Origin of the sequence: Lederbergia wuyishanensis, assembly GCF_022900255.1 — a bacterium.
In the GTDB taxonomy this organism is placed as follows: Bacteria; Bacillota; Bacilli; order Bacillales; family Bacillaceae_C; genus Lederbergia; species Lederbergia wuyishanensis.
This window is the reverse complement of the sequence record NZ_JALIRM010000012.1, coordinates 84517-101365: the sequence shown is the minus strand read 5'-3', so window position 1 is coordinate 101365 and position 16849 is coordinate 84517. Positions and strand designations below refer to the sequence as shown.

At 35.6% G+C, this 16849-nt stretch carries 18 protein-coding genes, 1 pseudogene and 1 riboswitch; of the genes and pseudogenes, 12 read left to right on the top strand and 7 right to left on the bottom strand.

The annotated features are described in order from the left end of the window. Positions 1-3 precede the first annotated feature (3 nt). Positions 4-864, bottom strand: a complete 861-nt coding sequence (locus tag MT489_RS16460; RefSeq protein WP_370876412.1) for a transporter substrate-binding domain-containing protein — start codon at positions 862-864, stop codon at positions 4-6. Between the two features lie 102 nt (positions 865-966). Continuing rightward, complete coding sequence (gene mgtE, locus MT489_RS16455; RefSeq protein ID WP_244682656.1) at positions 967-2295, bottom strand: magnesium transporter; 1329 nt, start codon at positions 2293-2295, stop codon at positions 967-969. A gap of 213 nt (positions 2296-2508) precedes the next feature. After that, positions 2509-2675, bottom strand: a riboswitch (M-box (ykoK) riboswitch). 1042 nt (positions 2676-3717) lie between these two features. On the opposite strand from mgtE, the gene MT489_RS16450 reads away from it, so the two are divergent. Both MT489_RS16450 and MT489_RS16445 read left to right on the top strand, forming a co-directional pair. Continuing rightward, complete coding sequence (locus MT489_RS16450; RefSeq protein WP_244682655.1) at positions 3718-4698, top strand: metal ABC transporter substrate-binding protein; 981 nt, start codon at positions 3718-3720, stop codon at positions 4696-4698. A gap of 100 nt (positions 4699-4798) precedes the next feature. Continuing rightward, a complete protein-coding gene (locus MT489_RS16445; protein WP_244682654.1) occupies positions 4799-6031 on the top strand; it encodes an aminopeptidase in 1233 nt (410 codons plus the stop codon). 221 nt (positions 6032-6252) lie between these two features. On the opposite strand, the gene MT489_RS16440 is transcribed toward MT489_RS16445, so the two are convergent. After that, a complete protein-coding gene (locus tag MT489_RS16440) occupies positions 6253-6537 on the bottom strand; it encodes a hypothetical protein (protein WP_244682653.1) in 285 nt (94 codons plus the stop codon). Positions 6538-6734: 197 nt separating this feature from the next. Between MT489_RS16440 and MT489_RS16435 the strand changes: the two genes are divergently transcribed. Both MT489_RS16435 and mreBH read left to right on the top strand, forming a co-directional pair. Continuing rightward, positions 6735-7256 (top strand): acyl-CoA thioesterase, encoded by a 522-nt coding sequence (locus MT489_RS16435; protein ID WP_244682652.1) that lies wholly within the window; start codon positions 6735-6737, stop codon positions 7254-7256. Between the two features lie 372 nt (positions 7257-7628). Then, entirely contained in the window at positions 7629-8636 is a 1008-nt protein-coding gene (gene mreBH, locus MT489_RS16430) for a rod-share determining protein MreBH (protein ID WP_244682651.1), read from the top strand. Positions 8637-8900: 264 nt separating this feature from the next. Here the strand turns inward: mreBH and MT489_RS16425 are convergent, their stop codons facing one another. Then, positions 8901-10442 carry a flotillin lipid rafts scaffold protein FloT gene (locus MT489_RS16425; protein ID WP_244682650.1) on the bottom strand — a complete coding sequence of 514 codons (1542 nt, stop codon included), beginning with the start codon at positions 10440-10442 and terminating at the stop codon, positions 8901-8903. Positions 10443-10461: 19 nt separating this feature from the next. Further along, positions 10462-10992, bottom strand: a complete 531-nt coding sequence (locus MT489_RS16420; protein WP_244682649.1) for an NfeD family protein — start codon at positions 10990-10992, stop codon at positions 10462-10464. Between the two features lie 308 nt (positions 10993-11300). Here MT489_RS16420 and MT489_RS16415 point away from each other — a divergent pair, with 308 nt between their 5' ends. After that, the gene (locus MT489_RS16415; protein WP_244682648.1) at positions 11301-11864 is read left to right on the top strand and encodes a beta-class carbonic anhydrase; all 564 of its coding nucleotides are present in this window, start codon (positions 11301-11303) and stop codon (positions 11862-11864) included. Positions 11865-11900: 36 nt separating this feature from the next. Here MT489_RS16415 and MT489_RS16410 read toward each other — a convergent pair whose 3' ends face one another. Next, positions 11901-12041, bottom strand: coding sequence for a hypothetical protein (locus tag MT489_RS16410; RefSeq protein WP_244682647.1), 141 nt, complete (start codon positions 12039-12041; stop codon positions 11901-11903). Then, positions 12034-12207 (bottom strand): hypothetical protein, encoded by a 174-nt coding sequence (locus tag MT489_RS16405; RefSeq protein WP_244682646.1) that lies wholly within the window; start codon positions 12205-12207, stop codon positions 12034-12036. The genes MT489_RS16410 and MT489_RS16405 overlap by 8 nt, the downstream gene beginning before the upstream one ends. 179 nt (positions 12208-12386) lie before the next feature. Here MT489_RS16405 and MT489_RS16400 point away from each other — a divergent pair. From MT489_RS16400 to MT489_RS16370, 7 genes and pseudogenes are all read left to right on the top strand, one after another. After that, positions 12387-13208: pseudogene (locus MT489_RS16400) on the top strand (ComEC/Rec2 family competence protein); the annotation flags it as partial. A gap of 321 nt (positions 13209-13529) precedes the next feature. Further along, positions 13530-13742 (top strand): DUF3006 domain-containing protein, encoded by a 213-nt coding sequence (locus tag MT489_RS16395; protein WP_244682645.1) that lies wholly within the window; start codon positions 13530-13532, stop codon positions 13740-13742. An 18-nt stretch (positions 13743-13760) separates the two neighbouring features. Beyond that, positions 13761-14585, top strand: coding sequence for a TrmH family RNA methyltransferase (locus MT489_RS16390; protein ID WP_244682644.1), 825 nt, complete (start codon positions 13761-13763; stop codon positions 14583-14585). Positions 14586-14842: 257 nt separating this feature from the next. Next, positions 14843-15109, top strand: coding sequence for a spore gernimation protein GerQ (locus tag MT489_RS16385; protein WP_244682643.1), 267 nt, complete (start codon positions 14843-14845; stop codon positions 15107-15109). Further along, positions 15106-15474, top strand: coding sequence for a spore coat protein (locus MT489_RS16380; RefSeq protein WP_244682642.1), 369 nt, complete (start codon positions 15106-15108; stop codon positions 15472-15474). The genes MT489_RS16385 and MT489_RS16380 overlap by 4 nt, the downstream gene beginning before the upstream one ends. An 18-nt stretch (positions 15475-15492) precedes the next feature. Continuing rightward, the gene (locus MT489_RS16375; RefSeq protein ID WP_244682641.1) at positions 15493-16629 is read left to right on the top strand and encodes a zinc-dependent alcohol dehydrogenase; all 1137 of its coding nucleotides are present in this window, start codon (positions 15493-15495) and stop codon (positions 16627-16629) included. Positions 16630-16646: 17 nt separating this feature from the next. Beyond that, positions 16647-16844 (top strand): hypothetical protein, encoded by a 198-nt coding sequence (locus tag MT489_RS16370; protein ID WP_244682640.1) that lies wholly within the window; start codon positions 16647-16649, stop codon positions 16842-16844. Positions 16845-16849 lie beyond the last annotated feature (5 nt).

Sequence of the window (16849 nt, the reverse complement as noted above, 5' to 3'; positions counted from 1 at the left end):
AACTTACTGAAAATCAAAATCTTGTTTTACGGAAACATCCGCTCCATTGAAGAATTTCTTTGATAATTCGCTAATTGTTCCGTCTTCTTTCATTTCCTTCAATACATCGTTTACTTTATTTAAGAGATCATTATTATCCTTTTTAACTACAATCGCCTGATCATTCGGATGATATTTAATATCAGGGTGAATCGTAATATTTAAATCTGGAAATGCTGCAAGAGCTAATGTTTGTAAATAATAGTCATTTAAAATAACATCTGTTCGACCAACTGCAACATCACGAAGATATACTTCATTTGTAGCATTCTCATAAACGACTTCTTCAGCACCGTGCTCACGAGCGATTTGCATATAGATGGAAGTAGCTGCACCTGCAGATTTTTTTCCTTTTAAATCATCTAATGTTTTAATTCCAGATAGGTCGTCTTTACGGACAATTGCTGTACCATATGAAAATTTATATGGATCTGAGAAAGATACCTTCTCTTTCCTTTCATCCGTAATTTCTATATCATTTGCTGCAATATCAATTACTCCGCTGTTTAAGGAAGTTAAAAGCCCATCAAAGCCCATTTCCTTAAACTCTATTTCTACATCCAATCTTTTAGCAAGTTCTTTTAATATCTCAACCTCATAACCAGTAAGTTCATCAGTTCCCTGCTCATGAAAAGATGTAGGATAAAGTGTCCCGGAAGTACCAGCAATGATTTTTCCTTTTTCTTTAATTGCATTCCAAGAATTTTTATCTACGTCGGATTTTTTTGTGCCAGCTGAGTTTTTGTCTCCAGCACCACAAGCTGAAACAAAAAATATTGCTATAATTACTACAAGTGAAAATAAAAGTCTTTTATTATTAAGCATTTCCATCCCCCTATGTAATTCCTAGTATTCCTACCAATATTATTCAACGTAATAAAATATACATGGGAGGAGGAATTTTTGCAAATTTATGTCCAAAAACCTTTAAACTAAATGAAGTAAAAGTTTTGCCATTGTAAAATAAATAATTAATCCTGTTCCATCTACTAGAGTCGAAATAAGCGGTCCTGAAACTACTGCAGGATCTACCCTTAATTTATGTAAAATTAAAGGCATAACAGCAGCGACAATCGAGGCCCAAATAATTATACAAATCGCAGTAATAGCTACTACAGATCCAATATCAAAGCCTACACCCAAAATTTGTGCACGGATAAATGCGACTAACCCCATTACTGCTCCAAGAAGAATACCAGTCGAGAGCTCTTTACGCAATACTTTGAAAATGTCTTTAAATTCTACCTCACCTACACCCATCGCACGAACTAAGGTAGTAACCGTTTGTGTACCAGAGTTTCCGCCAGTCCCAATTAATAATGGAATAAAAAAGGATAAAGCAATCACTTCATTAAGTGTTTCTTCATAATGCCTTAACACATTTCCGGTATAAGCTTCAGCTACGAATAAAATGAGTAACCATCCAATCCGCTTTTTAAAAACGCTCCAAACAGAGTTCTTAAAATAAGGTTCTTCTAATGGTTGGCTTCCTCCCAATTTCTGAATATCTTCTGTCGCTTCTTCGTGAATAACGTCAATCAAATCATCAACCGTGATAATACCTATCATTCGGGAATCATTTGTAACTACTGGAATAGCAACAAAATCATACTTTGCTAAAATCTCAGCAACTTCTTCCTGATGCATGTCAATAGTAACGGAAATAACTTCTTCAGTTACGATTTCCTCTAATTTTGTCTCTGGTTTTTCTAAAATAATTTCTTTTAGTGACACAACTCCGGCTAATTTTCCATGAGTATCGATAACATAAATATATGAAACAAGCTCAGCATCGTGACCTACTTTTCGAATATGCCGTAACGTATAATCGATCGACCAAGTTTTCCTCGCACCAATGTAGTCAACCGTCGCAAGACTTCCGGCAGTTTCTGCTTCGTATGTCATTAATGTTTTAATTTTTTCGCGATAATCTGTCGGTATATAATCAATTAATCTCTTTGTCTGATGTGGATGAATGGCCAACAGCAAATCAACCACTTTATCACTCGACATATGATTGATTAGTTCTACTGCATGATCTTCAGCTAAATGATCTATTATTCTATACTGCAGTTCGGGCTCCAGATATTCAATTATTTCAGCACCTAGTGAAGATGGAGTTATTGTGAAAAAGTCTATTTGTTCATTATACTCCAGTTCAATGACCATTTCAGCCAAATCATATGGTTGATACCTTTCGATAAACTCTTCAAACACTGCGACATTAATTAATGCCATTTTTAATTCTTGCGTCATTGTTACAACCCCCAAATGCATGAAATCTTATGAGGGTAACTTCCATTCTATATTTGGTGACAATGAATGGCGAAGATTAACATGAAATTCAATTACCCTCAGTTGCCGATATACAATTATGAACATACAATTATCCGGGTCCTCATCCATCATTATCGCCTCCATTAATGCAAAATAAAAATCCTCCTACAAATCAATAGGAAGGATTCACGTAAAAACCCCCCCCTGTTGAGTTTTAGCACTGTACAACGTAGAGCAATTGCTCAGCCACATTAAATCATGCCTTAAGTCGACAAGACCTGTTCTACCCATTGGCATCTCTCGATATTTTTGGGCAGTGGCTTATGTTTATACAGGAGCCTCACCTAACGAGGAATCATAATTTTTTTCCCTTTATAATATAATCTTTATTATCCATTGTTATCAAGTATCAGTTCCAAATAAATAACTGGAGAAAAATAGCATTACTGCTTTTAAAAATAAGATGAATTTTTCGCTGTATTCTTCGGAAAGGTATGTTTATTTTTATAATTTTTAGGGTAATAAACACACACCGTTTTCGGAGTAACAGTATAATAAAAAGTCAAAAAAGTGATATGTATATCGATACATCAAATCGATAAGTTATATACTTTTAAAATCAGTCATACCGCATCAACCCTAAAATTTTTCGGGAGGTGAAAAAATGAATAAAAACACAAAACATGCACTCATTTTTTTAGCAGTCCATACCATTTTCTTTCTAGACTTAACACTAGATCTTATCTTTTATTAATAAGACATTATTTAACTAAATAGTAGATGATGTGAATGCTGTGCACCTTTAGTAATGTGTATGAAGAAAAAAGATGTGCAGCTTGATGGCACATCTTTTCATTGGATTAAAGGTATGTTGTATGCAAACACATATATCACGTATATTTGTAAAAATTACAGCTCCCATTCCTTCATAGTTTTGTCGACAATTTTTCAGTTTCCCTTACCTATAAATATTTCCTTTCGATACTAATTTACATATTAGCATTCTTGTAAATACATAAAATAAAGAAAACACTTGCCAATTAAGCATTTTTATTATACGATACAAATCGTAATGGTTACGATTTAACAAAAAAAAGATTAAAAAAATTTAACCTTACAAAACGCCACTGTCTGTAATAAATCCTAAATGCATCTTGATTACTGGGCTCATATATTTACATACATACTTTAGTATGTCTTGCAAATCGTAATGATTCCGTTTAATATATTCAAAGTAAATAAAACTCATATTTTCGAATGTCAAAAAACATATTCATAGTAAAATATTTATGCTTTTATTCTTTTTTTCTTCAAAAATAATTCAAGCGCAAATCTTGCGAATTCGACGAAAAAGGTTGGTACAATCAATAATACCCCTTTAATATAGAAAGGATTAATTTTATGAAAATACAATCTATCTTGTTAACAATATTTTTACTTACTGCTGCATTTTTAAGTGGATGTAATACAAACTCACCCAATAAAAAAGATCAAGCCACGAACAAAAATGATGATACAATCTTAACAGTATTTACAACTATTTATCCAATTGAAGATTTCACCAAGAGAATTGGCGGAAAACACGTTGAAGTAAAAAGTGTGTACCCTGCTGGAGCAGATGCCCATACATTTGAACCAACTATGAGAACGATGATGGATATTGCAGATGCAGACCTTTTCATTTTTAATGGCGCTGGTCTTGAACCTTTTATAGACAAAACAAAAAGTTCCTTAGCGAACGAAAAAGTCACGATGGTTGAGGCTTCAAACGGAATCGAATTATTAAGTGGAAATGATGATCATGACGAAGCGGATCACAATGATAATAAAGAAGAGGAGCAAGATCACCATCATCATGGCAAGGATCCACATATTTGGTTAGATCCAGTCCATGCTATAAAAATGGCGGAAAATATTAAAGATGCACTTACTGAAGTAATGCCTTCTGCAGAAGATGATTTTGAAAAAAATTTCATAGATGTAAAACAAGAACTAGAAAAGCTAGATAAAGAATTCAAAAAAACTGTTGATTCTGCTGATCATAAAGAGATATTAGTTTCACACTCATCTTATGGATACTGGGAACATCGATATGGACTTAAGCAAATAAGCATTTCCGGATTGAGTCCTGAAAATGAACCATCTCAAAAACAACTCCAAACTATTATCGAAACAGCTAAAAAACATAATATTTCATACATTATTTACGATCAAAACCCAGTAACCAAAGTAGCTGATGTCGTCAAAAAAGAAACGGAAACAACTCCAGTTACATTGCATAATTTGGAATATTTAACAGAAAATGATATAAAAAATAATGAGGATTATTTTACTATTATGAATAAAAATATAGAAACATTAAAAAAGGTTTTAGCTAAATAATCCAAAGCCCAGTGCTTTGGATTTTTTTATATCTGAATTGGCTTTCCTTCCATAGCTTGGTAAAATAAACAAGTAAGTAAATTGTTAAAGGAGAATTGCCATGACCAAATTTCAAGAAAGTCTTGAAAAGTATGCAGACCTCGCAGTTAAGGTTGGAGTCAACGTTCAAAAAGGACAAACTCTTGCTATTAATACAACGATTGATAATTCAGAATTTATTCGTCTAGTTGTAAAAAAAGCGTATGAAGCTGGAGCTAAAAACGTAGTTGTCAATTGGAATGATGATGTCGTTTCTAGACTTAAATATGATCTCGCACCAGATGAAGCATTTAACGAATACCCATATTGGCGTGCCCGCGAGGTTGAAGAACTTGCTGAAAACGGAGCTGCCTTTATGTCTGTTGTTTCTTCAAGTCCTGATTTAATGAAAGGTGTCAATCCAGAAAGAATCGCTAATTTCCAAAAAGCTGCCGGAAAAGCTATGGAAAAATATCGCCAATACATACAATCCGATAAAGTAAGCTGGACAGTCATTGCTGCCCCTTCAAAAGATTGGGCTGCCAAGGTATTCCCTGAGGTAGCTCCAGAAGAACAAGTTTCCAAACTGTGGGATGCGATCTTCAAAGCAACAAGAGCTGATTTGGACAATCCTGTTGAAGTTTGGAAAAAGCATGATGAAACATTACATGAAAAAGTTGATTATTTAAATAACAAGCGTTATAAAAAGCTTCACTATACGGCACCAGGTACAGATTTAACAATCGAACTGCCTGAAGGCCACCTATGGGCTGGAGCAGGAAGTATCAATGAACAAGGTCACGAATTTATGGCAAATATGCCTACAGAGGAAGTTTTCACTGTTCCTCATAAAGATGGAGTAAATGGTTATGTATCTAGTACCAAGCCTTTAAGTTATGCAGGAAATATTATCGATGAATTTACAATTACGTTTGAAAATGGGCGAATTGTAGATGTAAAAGCTAAGGAAGGCGAAGAAATTTTAAAGAAACTCGTTGAGACAGACGAAGGATCACACTATCTAGGCGAAGTGGCTCTCGTCCCACATAATTCTCCGATTTCTCAATCAAATATATTATTTTATAATACATTATTTGATGAAAATGCTTCTAACCACCTTGCAATTGGAAGTGCGTATGCATTTTGTTTAGAAGGCGGCAAAAAAATGTCACAAGAAGAGCTTGCCGAAAAAGGCTTAAACTCAAGCATTACACATGTCGACTTCATGATTGGTTCAGTAGAAATGGACATCGATGGAATTACTGAGGAAGGCGTAGCAGAACCTATTTTCCGTAATGGAGATTGGGCGTTTTAAGAACTAAAGCGCAAGGCGCGCAGCCTTAGGCGACAAGCAAATGTTCTGAGAAGCAAAAAGTCCGCTTTTTGACTTTTAAGCTTCGCGGGTTTATGACCTCGAGTCGATGACGCTTGGAGCTAGACGGAAACTACCTTAAAAAAGTTATCCTCAACTTTTCAAAATTTATAATTTCCTATGTAATGAAAAAAGGGCCTGAACACACCTCAGGCCCTTATTATTTAATATTGAAGATCTGTTTCCCATCCGTTATTTATATATTCTTTATAGTACTGATTTGATTCTAGACCGGCAGCTGTTAAATAATCGATCGTATCGTGTTCTCCTAAAATCTCTTCAATTAATTCCGCATAGTACTCCTTCCGTTCCCCGTCCGTTTGTTCATAGCCACTTGCTGTTTCGTAAATTGTATCAAACTTTCCTTTTACGACAAGAGTATTATTCCAACGTTTGAAGAGAATGGATCCATCGGGATTACATCTAATTCTTCTTAAGCCTTTAGCCATAAAGCATCATCCTCCCCATGAATGGTTAATAATAATTGTACGAAGTTGGCGGCTTTAGCATCGAGGAACAGAAAACATACTTTAACGTTTGTAATATACCCTATTTTTTTCCTAATAAACCTCTTTTTCTACATTTGCTTTTCTATATTTAATCAGTGGTATACTAATGGGGCAAGTTAATATTAGAGGTGAATTTGATGGAACAACCAACAACGAAAAAGATGAAGGATACAGTAACGATAAAAACTAGTCATGTTTTTCCACCTGATGCCAACCATCTTGGAACACTATTCGGAGGTAAATTAATGGCATATATTGATGATGTAGCATCGATTGCTGCCATAAAATTTGCTCGAAATTTAGTAGTGACTGCCTCTACTGACTCCGTTGATTTTATTAAACCAATTAGGATTGGTGATGCAGTTACTTTAAAAGCCATGGTTACATGGACAGGACGCAGTTCTATGGAAGTTTTTGTAAAAGTAACATCAGAACACTTATTAACGGGTGAAAAGTCAATTGCAGCACTCTCCTTTTTAACATTTGTTGCCTTAGATGAAAATGGTAATCCTACTCCAGTTCCACAGGTTATCCCGGAAACTGATGAAGAAAAATGGCTTAATGAAACAGCAAATTCAAGAGCAGCACATCGAAAAATACGGAAAAAAGAAAGTAATGATTTAGCTGCATATTTTTCAAATAGCATTAATAACGATTAAACGGCCGTATTGGCTGTTTTTTTGTAGAATAAATGTTACAGGAAACTGCATTTCAAGCATTGAGCCTTCTAAGGAGCATGTTTACGTACGGACTATTGAGCATTGAAAGAAGAAGAACACCAAAGATAAAAGTCTAAAAACATCTTATAACATTGCTGTTTTATTTTTTACAGGAAAATTAAGTTTTCATAACAGCTGGCATGACGATATTTTTCGTTTCCCTTCTATATCAATCTTTGTCGTGTTTCTCTTTGTAATAATTCTTCATTTCCCAATTTTTGCTACAAGCAATCTATAAAAAAATTGTCTATACTAATGGAAAACTGTACATAATTGTATGTTTTGAATAAAAACTAAGGTATGGTGATAATTATGTTTTCGAACTCAGAAATTGGAATTGATTTAGGTACTGCGAATGTACTTGTCTATACGAAAAATAAAGGTATTATTTTAAACGAACCATCTGTTGTAGCTGTTAATACGGATACAAAAAGAGTGTTGGCAGTTGGAGCAGAAGCAAAAAGTATGATTGGAAAAACGCCAGGGAATATTGTTGCGGTTAGACCATTGCGCGACGGCGTTATTGCTGATTTTGATATTACGAGTCAGCTTTTAAAAGAAGTAATGAAAAAAGCAGGAAAAAATATTGGCTTTGCGTTAAGAAAACCAGATGTAGTCGTTTGTACCCCTTCAGGTGCTACTTCTGTTGAACGAAGGGCTATTCACGACGCAGTAAAATCATGTGGCGCGAAACATGTACATCTAATAGAAGAACCTGTGGCAGCCGCAATTGGTGCGGACCTTCCAGTAGAAGAACCAGTAGCGAATGTCATTGTTGATATTGGTGGCGGAACGACTGAAGTTGCCATCATCTCATATGGTGGTGTTGTAACATGCAACACTGTCCGTATTGGCGGAGATTTATTTGATGAAAATATTATCCAACATATTAGAAAAAATTATAATTTATTGATTGGTGAATCTACAGCAGAGCAAATCAAAATGGGAATTGGTTATGCGTTAATTGATCATCCCGAACAACTAATGGACGTTAGAGGAAGAGATCTTGTAACAGGATTGCCAAAAACTGTTACTCTTAGTTCCTATGAAATTCAAAATGCTTTAAAAGAATCATTGCTTCATATTTTAGAAGCTATTCGAGCAACATTGGAAAACTCACCTGCTGAGCTTAGTGGTGATATTGTAGATCGTGGAGTCGTTCTAACAGGTGGTGGTTCCCTCTTAAATGGATTGCAAGAATGGCTAAGTAATGAAATTATCGTACCCGTTCATATTGCGCCAAATCCACTAGAATCGGTAGCGATCGGTACAGGCCGTGCCCTAAGATTTATTAATAAATTACAGAAAGCAACTAGATAAGAAACAACCCTTGAGTGATTAATTTTACTCAGGGGCTTATTTGGGATTTGAAGGTATTGGAAAGAATTCGAACTTGAGTTAAAAAAGAACACAATGATTTTTATAACGTGCCTTCTCCAAGTTCTCTACTCTATGCTCATTCGTTGGCGATTGAGACGAAAACTTGATGTCTCGATTCAATCTCAATTAAGATACAGTTTTAAAAAAAGGTTTCGTTCTCTATCAATCGATACGAGAACGAAACCTTTTAAAATTTTTACTTTCTTAAACTGGTTCGCCTTCCTTGGCTTCTTCCTTTTTATTGCCTTCACGCAATTCGTATGTTAAAGAATCAATACTTCCGCGTACATTATGTTTGCCCGATAAGTTTTCTAGTAACTCACGTACGTCGATTCCAGAAGATGCTTTTAATGATTCTTGCATTGTCGCCATTAAATTTGTTGCATATCCAGTTACTTTATTGGCGCCACCTTCCCCATTACTGCCTGTATCGACGACAGTAATTTTATCGATGTTGCCAAGTGGAGCTGCAACTTGCTTCGCGTATTCAGGAAGCATTTTTAAGACCATGTCGAGAACGGCTGCTTGACCAAACTGCTCGAAGGCTTCTGCTACTTTTTGTTTTGCTTCTGCTTCTGCAAGACCCTTCAAACGAATAACTTCGGCTTCAGAAACCCCTTGTGCTCTTTGTGCTTCAGCTTTCGCCACACCATCAAGACGAACTCGTTCTGCTTCGGCTTTTGCTGTTGCTTCAACACGATATTGATGCGCATCCGCCTCTGCCATTTGCTTCACTTTTTCAGCTGTCGCAGCCTGCTCAACTGAATAGCGGTCGGCGTCTGCTTTTTTCTTCACTTCCGCATCGTATTGTAACTCACGACGCTTTATTTCTCTTTCTTCAAGCTCAATTTGCTTTTGACGCTCGATAATTTTGATTTGCATTTCGTGTTCAGTAACTTCCTGCTTTGCACGTGCTGTTTCGAGATCGTACGCTTGGTCAGCATTTGCACGTGCAATATCTTGTTCACGACGGTATTCAGCCATTTTCAATTGATTTACTTTTTCAGCTTCAGCGATTTCTGTTGCACGTTCTAACTCAGCTTTTTTCGCTTCTTTAGCAGCTTCAGCACGTTTAATTCGCGTTTCCTTATCCGCTTCAGCCGTTGCAATATCTGCGTCACGTTTTACTTGTGCAATTCGAGGTTTACCTAGTGAATCAAGATATCCGTTTTTATCGCGAACTTCCTTAATTGTAAAGGAAACAATAATTAATCCCATTTTTGCAAGGTCTTGGGATGCAACACGTTGTACCTCTTGTGAGAATTTATCACGATTCTTATAAATTTCTTCAACTGTCATGGAACCAAGGATAGAACGTAAATGTCCTTCCAATACTTCCTTTGCCTCTGTTTCTCGATCTTCTTTAGTTTTACCAAGGAATTGCTCAGCAGCTGTGGCAATTTCACCAATAGAACCACCTATTTTAATAATTGCCGTTCCGTCGGCCATAACTGGTACACCTTGCTCTGTATAAACTTCCGGTGTAGTAACCTCAAGCTTACTTGATAATAAGCTCAACGGTTGTGCTTGTTGAAAAACAGGTAACACGAACGTACCGCCGCCGCGGATGATTTTTATTTTATTTCCTGCATCATCTACATGCACGTTTTTTCCACCTAAATAACTCCCTGTTACAATCAATGCTTCGTCTGGTCCCGCAGTTCTATATTTTGAAACAAATACCCCTATTAAAGCAATAAGAATAAAAAGTACGACACCGCCAACAATCATTATTTCAACTGGCATACATCTTCCCCCTTAAGCATTATTTAAAATTTGGTTTATATGGCATTACATATAAAACTCCATTTTTAACTTCAATGACAAGTACTTCAGATCCCTCAGGAATGGGAACATCCTCAAAACTTGCTGCAGGTTTTGAAATCATCCCACTGTAACTTTCAATCACGACTTCGCCAAACCCTTCTTTTGGAATCGAAATAATCGCCTTTCCCACTCGCCCTTCCAACGATTTTTCAGTATAGCTTAATGATTGTTCCGCAGATTTCATTGGAACGAGTACAAATACATTTAAAAGAACATCAAGCAATGCTGAAATAACCGCTGCAATTGCAATAATCAGAAAACTATTAAGAGCTGTAGCTTTCTCTAAAATATATCCCCCTGCAGAAAAAAATGTTATAAAGGCCAATATTAAAACAGGGTTTAAAAAATCAGTAGCTTCTCCCATTCCTTCCAGAACATCCCCAAAGAATAAATAAAGGATTGTTAAGCTTCCGGAAATAATGAGCAAAATAAGATAGATTGTTTCAATCGACATTCCGAACAATGTCATCCTCATCATTCCTTTACATTGCTTTATTTTCCCAACAATGCATTTCTTCTTCTTCTTCCTCCTTCCATAATTTAATACGGTTATTATTACAGAAAAGTTTCATCATTTCTAAAGATTTTCAGATGTTATTACTTTTTAGTTTCAATTTATTTATGTAAAATAAAAACATTAGCTCAAACACATGTATCTTTACGGCTAGTTTTAATGAGTTTGATACACGTTGTTTGCTAATTGTTTAATACGGGGATATGAATTATAGATTTTTCGTAATTGTTCCCTGGTAATTAAGAAACAAAGGAGTTGTGGAAATGAAATTACTTTCAGAAATTCTTGAGTATAACAAAACATTTGTCGAGGAAAAATTATATGAACAGTATACGACAACAAAATTTCCTGATAAAAAACTTGTTATCTTAACATGCATGGACACACGTCTAATTGAGCTTTTACATAAAGCAATGAATATGAAAAATGGCGATGTGAAAGTGGTTAAAAATGCAGGAGCGATTCTTACACATCCGTTTGGAAGTATTATGCGGAGCTTATTGATTGCAGTTTATGAATTGCAAGCTGATGAAGTATACGTCATCGGACATCATGACTGTGGAATGAGTTTGCTCGATGGGGAAAAAATGCTAGAAAAAATGACAAATCGTGGAATCACAAACGAAACTTTGGACATTATTAAAAATTCAGGCATTGATCTTAATAAATGGCTTGAAGGATTCGACAGTGTTGAAGATAGTGTTAGACATAGTGTCGATATGGTTCGTAATCATCCTCTTATGGCTGATGAAGTTCCTGTTCACGGGTTAGTTATTAACCCTGAGACTGGTAAGCTTGATCTTGTCGTAGATGGTTACAAACGTTAATCTTAAAAGGTGGAGTCTATATTTTGACTCCACCTTTTAAGTTTTATCATTCTCTTCCTTCTTTTTATGCTTGTTGTTTTTGTTGCTTGCTTGGAGCTCATAAAATTTAATGGCATTGATGTCTCCCATTTCCATGCCGAATTCTTCTAATTGTTTTCTCTTTTGCTTTTTATCCATTACCTTTCTCTTTTCCTTTTCTGCCAATATTAGAATTGCGATTAGCACCTTTCATCGGATCTTCTCCTTCAGCAAATTCAGCTGTATAATCCGATTCCTCTATATTTTTCTTCGGAGTTTTAGCATACTTTTCAACAGCATTTCTTGCAGCTTTTCTTTTAACCATTAATTCATCACTCCTATAATGATAAAATCACCAATAGTTTCCTCATAATCTATTGTTTTTATCCTGATAAAAAATGTATTTTTTACCAATTTATTATTTCAAAATAGAAAAAACCATTTATAATAGAAAAAGCGAAGGATACTGGGAGGAAAATAACATTGAATCGTAAAATCGGGATAATGGGGATTGTTGCAGCTTTATTTTTTTCAGCATTACTTTTTACTCAAAGTGGCACGAATGCTGCTACACAAAATTTAGTCGTCCATTTTATTGATGTTGGACAAGGAGACGCTACATTCATTCAAACACCTCAGGGAGAAAATATTCTTATTGATGCGGGTAACCGTGCAAAGGGGCATGATGTTGTAGCCTATTTAAAAAAGCAAAACGTAAAAACTATTAATTACTTGATTGCTACTCATCCCGATGCTGACCATATCGGTGGTCTGGATGAAGTGATTAATGCATTCAAGATAGTGAATATTTACGCACCAAAAGTTTCTCATACTACACAAGCGTATAAAGATTTCTTAAATGCTGTGAAGAAAAAGAATTATAAAATAACCACAGCAAAATCTGGAGTAAAATTACCTGTAAAGGATAAATCTGTAACAGCATCATTTTTAGCACCTGTAAAAGATTACTCAACAAGTGATTTAAATAATTGGAGTGCTGTTCTACATGTAAAGTACAATAAAAATACATTCTTATTTACCGGGGATATCGAATCAAAGGGCGAAAAAGATTTGATTTCCAAAAAACTATTATCTAAAGTAGATGTATTGAAAATCAGTCACCATGGTGCAAAGGAAGCTTCGACAAGTGAATTTTTAAATATCGTAAAACCTAAATATGCTATGATCAGCGTAGGAAAAGGAAATCAATATAAACATCCAACTCCCGAAACTTTAAAGAGACTTTCAGCAATAAAAGCGAATATATATCGTACTGATGTATCTGGCACTATCACCGCAACTTCAGATGGTAATACAATCAAAATCAATGCGAAACCTAGCCAAGTCAGTGAGCCCGTTACAAACCCAAGTTATAAACTGACAGCCAGTTTAGATAACAAAACACCTAAGCAGTATTCAACGATCAACTTAACAGTTAACGGACTTCCGAAAGGCACAAAGTATACAGCAGTATTTAATTACAAAAGTACAAAATCAACTTATTACGGAAAAGTTGGCGAAAAGCTTCCTGTTAAAATAAGTAGAGCAGCCATAGGTTATACAGTTAAAGTGGATGTTTCATCATCTTATAAAGGAAAAACCTATAAAACTCAAACATCATTTACTCCAAAATAAGGAAGTGAAAATATGCGTGGAATCATTGATCGATTTGAAGGTGAATGGGTTGTAGTGGAAATAGATGGAGAAACGAAGGATTTTGAAAAAAGGATTTTTCCAAAGGCGGCCGTTGCTGGTGATGTTGTGGAAATTAATGGAGATAAGGTAAAAATCCTTAAAACGGAAACGGAAAAGCTAAGAAAAGAAATTGAGAAGCTTATGAATGATGTATGGGAAGATTAGTTTAAAGGAGACATAAAATTGCCTCAAATTATTAGCGTTAATACAGAAAATAATGATTTCCAAAGGTTCGAGGTTTTAAAGAATAATCGGAATAAACGACATAAATATAAAGAGTTTTTTGTTGAAGGTGTAAGGAATATCAATGAAGCGATCAGTAATTCATGGGATATTAGGGCATATCTATATTCTCCACAAAAGCCGTTATCTACTTGGGGAAAGGATATATTAGCTCGATCTACAGCTAAAATTCATTACGAGCTGCAAGCCCCTTTAATGGAAAAAATCAGCGATAAAGAAGACACTTCAGAACTGATTGCAGTCGTTTCAATGCCGGAAGACGATTTTTCCCGTATTCCGATCAATGAGCAAATGTTGACTGTTGTTTTCGATAGACCGTCAAACAGAGGGAATCTTGGTTCGATTATTCGTTCCTGCGATGCACTTGGATGCCAAGGTTTAATTATGACAGGTCACGCAGTCGATTTGTATGATCCTGAAACAATCCGAGCCACCATGGGATCATTTTTTAATGTACCAACTATCCGAATTTCTTCACCTAGCGACGTAAAAAATTGGGCTGATTCTGTTAGAAAGACATATCCCGATTTACAAATCGTTGGAACGAGTGCAACGGGAAGTGAAGAAATCTATTATTGCGATTTTTCAAAGCCAACGATTCTTCTAGTTGGAAACGAGACACAAGGACTTAGTCATTTTTACAAAGAAATGTGCGATCGTATGATTAATATTCCTATGTTTGGCTCGGCTTCTTCGTTTAATGTCGCATGTGCAACTTCAATTATGCTTTATGAGGTCAGTAGACAAAGGCAGTTGGGATATTAATTAAATATTATCATCAAAAGGGAATGATGCATTACTGCAATCATTCTCTTTTTTATTTATTGGGCTTGAATTGGCTTTTTTTGTAGTGGAACAAGATGCTAAGAAAATAAATCTATGAAAAATTTAAAAGCCCCTTTGCAAGCTCCACTCATTAAAACTTTAATCGAAAACACTCTATCTTTTCTTAAAAGAATGATTCTTTATTAATAAGGAACAATACCAATGTAAACAGTTTAAAAAAGGAGTGGAATCCAAAAGTGGAAATACAAAAATTAGCTGATCATGAGTCTTTGGATTTACATGAAGTAATTAACTTTAAAACCCTTTGTTTAGCAAAATCAAAATTAATGCAAGGACTTGTATTTGATGAAGACCTTAGAGCTTTGATGCAAAAAGATGTCACGCAATCGCTACAAGCACTTACTGAATTACAGGCAATTTATGAAAGGGCACCGTTTGAAGTTCCTGTCCCTCAAAGCCGCCCCACTCCAATAATCAATGGAAAGGAAGGAAAAGTTCATTGAATCAAGACTATTTAGACCCTATAAACTCGTTACACGTACCTGAGCTGGCCGATACTACTTTTGCTATGGATTTTCTCCTTCGTGCCAAAGAAGGTGTTCGAAATATTGCAGTAGCACTTACCGAATCCGCATCTCCTGATGTAAGAGCCTTGTTACGAAAGCAGTTACTGCAAGGGATTGCCATGCATCAAGAAATTACTGAACTAATGATCCGTAAAAAATGGTTCCATCCGTACGAATTAAGTGAACAGTATAAATTAGATCAACTCTCATCAAATAATACAATTATGATTAGCAAAATGAATCTATTTCCTGTTGAGACCAATAGAAAAGGAATGTTTGATCGGATACCTGATGAACACTAATATTGGAGGCTGTATAGCATGAAGGCGGTAACGTATCAAGGGATTAAAAATGTGGAAGTTAAAGAAGTTGAAGATCCAAAGATTCAAAAGGCTGACGATATGATTATTAAAGTAACGAGTACAGCAATTTGTGGATCTGATTTACATTTAATACATGGTATGATTCCTAATCTGCATGAAAATTATGTAATTGGACATGAACCAATGGGAATCGTTGAAGAGGTTGGCCCTGAAGTGACGAAGCTAAAAAAAGGAGATCGCGTGATTATTCCTTTTAACATTGCTTGTGGGGAATGTTTCTACTGTAAAAACCATTTGGAAAGTCAATGTGATCATTCAAATGAGAATGCAGAAATGGGAGCCTATTTCGGATATTCTGATACTACAGGTGGTTATCCGGGAGGACAGGCAGAATATTTAAGAGTACCTTTTGCCAATTTTACACATTTCAAAATTCCTGATAATTGCGAAGAACCCGATGAAAAATTAACGGTTATTGCGGATGCGATGACCACTGGATTTTGGAGTGTGGACAATGCGGGGGTTAAGGACGGAGATACCGTTATCGTTTTAGGCTGTGGCCCAGTCGGACTCTTTGCTCAAAAGTTTTGTTGGTTAAAAGGAGCTAAACGCGTAATTGCTGTAGATTATGTTAATTATCGTTTGCAGCATGCAAAACAAACAAATAAAGTGGAAATTGTTAATTTTGAAGACCATCAAAATGTAGGAAGTTATTTAAAGGAAATTACTAAAGGTGGAGCCGATGTCGTAATCGATGCAGTTGGGATGGATGGGAAAATGACGGATCTAGAGTTCTTGGCTAGCGGATTAAAGCTCCAAGGTGGAGCATTCAGTGCGTTTATCATGGCTTCACAGGCAGTTCGAAAAGGTGGAACAATCCAAGTTACAGGGGTCTATGGCGGTAGATATAATGGATTCCCTATGGGAGATATTATGAATCGAAATATTAATATCCGTACTGGCCAAGCACCTGTCATTCACTATATGCCCTATATGTTTGAATTGGTTTCGAATGGAAAAATTGATCCAGGTGATGTGGTAAGTCATGTACTTCCACTAAGTGAAGCAAAGCACGGCTATGAGATATTTGACACTAAAACTGATAATTGTATAAAAGTCGTACTAAAACCGTAAAAATGGAGGCTTTATAGATGGGCTATGCGTTACACGAAATATTAGAGGTTCAAGAAATGGCTGCTTTTAAAACGATTTGCTTAACAAAATCAAAAACTATGAAAGCACTCGTTACAGACCAAAAATTAAAGGATATTATGCAACAAGACGTTGATCTAACAACGAGACAATTACAAGAGTATGCTTCTATTTTATCCTTGCAAAGCAATAATTAGGAGTT